The sequence below is a fragment of the Nodularia sp. LEGE 04288 genome (assembly GCF_963896525.1).
In the GTDB taxonomy this organism is placed as follows: domain Bacteria; phylum Cyanobacteriota; class Cyanobacteriia; order Cyanobacteriales; family Nostocaceae; genus Nodularia.
Window position 1 is genome coordinate 1 of record NZ_CAWQOY010000084.1, and the last position, 1,494, is coordinate 1,494.

Genomic DNA, 1,494 nt, shown 5'->3' on the forward strand with positions numbered 1-1,494 from the left:
TCTTGCCTGTCTGCGTTTGAGCCTGTTTAGCCCCCTAAATCCCCCAAGTTTGGGGGACTTTGAAAATTCTTGTTCCCCCAGAATTGGGGGTTAGGGGGCGATTGGATCACTTGTGTGTACACGGTAGGCAAGCGAGGAGGGGAGATAAAGCAAAGGTTTAGCAGGTTTTCGCGTTTCGTAAGTATTCAACCAGACCTGATATAACCGCCATAGGGTACGCCGATGAAACCCACTGATGCAAGAGGTCTATTGCTGATTTCACCAAAATTTAGATATGGGGAAAAAATTGTTGTGCGACAGGCTCAAATTTTTGCCACATGATCAGGTCACGTTCTTTGATAACTTCGAGATCAAGTCGATCATCCCAAAATTTGGGGCGATTGCTATTGATTATTAGACAAATGCTCCAATTGCATTCTTTGTTCCATCTGGCGGAGGAAGTATCCGGTCATCATCGCCGATGCTAGAAGTCCAGCTAAGTTATCCCTATCTGTGGTAATCTGCACGTTGAAATTCTCGGCAGGAAGCATTCCCACTAGCCCTTGGACGTTTTGCGAAATTATATGCTTAATTTCCGGGCTGACGGACTGGGCGACACGGGCTAGAACTTCAGGAGGCTGATGCTGTAAATATTTGAGTAACTGATTCGGATTTTCCTCAAAATGGTCGTTCAGAAGCTGATTGGGATTTTCCTCGGAGTTGTCATTCAAAAAGTCAGGGTCAAACACCATTGGCAAATTTTAGCTTAGTTGCTGATTCTACTCTAAACCATAGTACAAGCCTAGTGCATTCTCTATTGGTATAGCCTTGGACTTTAATCTAGGAAAGTCTTTCTAAGACTACAACAGAGAGATTTCGCACAAAAAACTTTTTCTGGCGGGATTTGTTTAACTAGCAGGTTGGACTTCTTCTTTGAGTGTGAGGTCTAGTTCTAGTTGTTCTTCTTGGTGGCTGTGTTCTAATAATTGCGGCAATTGTTCAATTTGAAAATACTGATGAAATTTCGGTGTTACTTGTAGCGAGTAGGAGCGAGAATCATTGTCTCGGCGTTTTCGCACAAAACCGAGTTCGACCAGTTCCGGGACGTGTTGATAGACTCCGGAACCGCGTAGCTCAATTAAATCTGTTTGGAGTATGGGGTTATGTAGTGCGATCGCAGCTAAAGTCCGCAATGCACCCAAGCCTAATTCTACAGGAATCAGCGTTTGTACCAAGTCCTGAAAATCAGAGCGTAGTTGTAAACTATAACCTGTGGGAGTTTCTACGACTTCTAAAGCACTTTCTCTATGAGCATAATTATCCATTAATTCCATTATCCCTTCTTCCACTGTGGCGCGATCGCACGCTGCATACTCGGCGATTTCGCTCAGGGATAAGGGCTTACCTTTTAAATACAGAATCGCTTCTATCTTTGTTGCTGTAGTCATTAGTCATTAGTCATTTGTCATTTGTCATTGGTCATTGGTCATTAGTCATTAGTCATTAGTCATTGGG

2 protein-coding genes are annotated in these 1,494 nt (G+C 43.4%); both read right to left on the reverse strand.

Translation table 11 applies throughout. The annotated features are described in order from the left end of the window. Positions 1-383 precede the first annotated feature (383 nt). The gene (locus AACX33_RS05835; protein WP_193998302.1) at positions 384-731 is read right to left on the reverse strand and encodes a DUF760 domain-containing protein; all 348 of its coding nucleotides are present in this window, start codon (positions 729-731) and stop codon (positions 384-386) included. 156 nt (positions 732-887) lie between these two features. Continuing rightward, entirely contained in the window at positions 888-1,427 is a 540-nt protein-coding gene (scpB, locus tag AACX33_RS05840; RefSeq protein ID WP_193998301.1) for an SMC-Scp complex subunit ScpB, read from the reverse strand. Between the last annotated feature and the right edge of the window lie 67 nt (positions 1,428-1,494).

Coding starts and splice junctions, on each gene's coding strand:
- AACX33_RS05835 (WP_193998302.1), bottom strand. CDS start 731: ATGGTGTTTGACCCTGACTTTTTGAATGACAACTCCGAGGAAAATCCC.
- scpB (WP_193998301.1), bottom strand. CDS start 1,427: ATGACTACAGCAACAAAGATAGAAGCGATTCTGTATTTAAAAGGTAAG.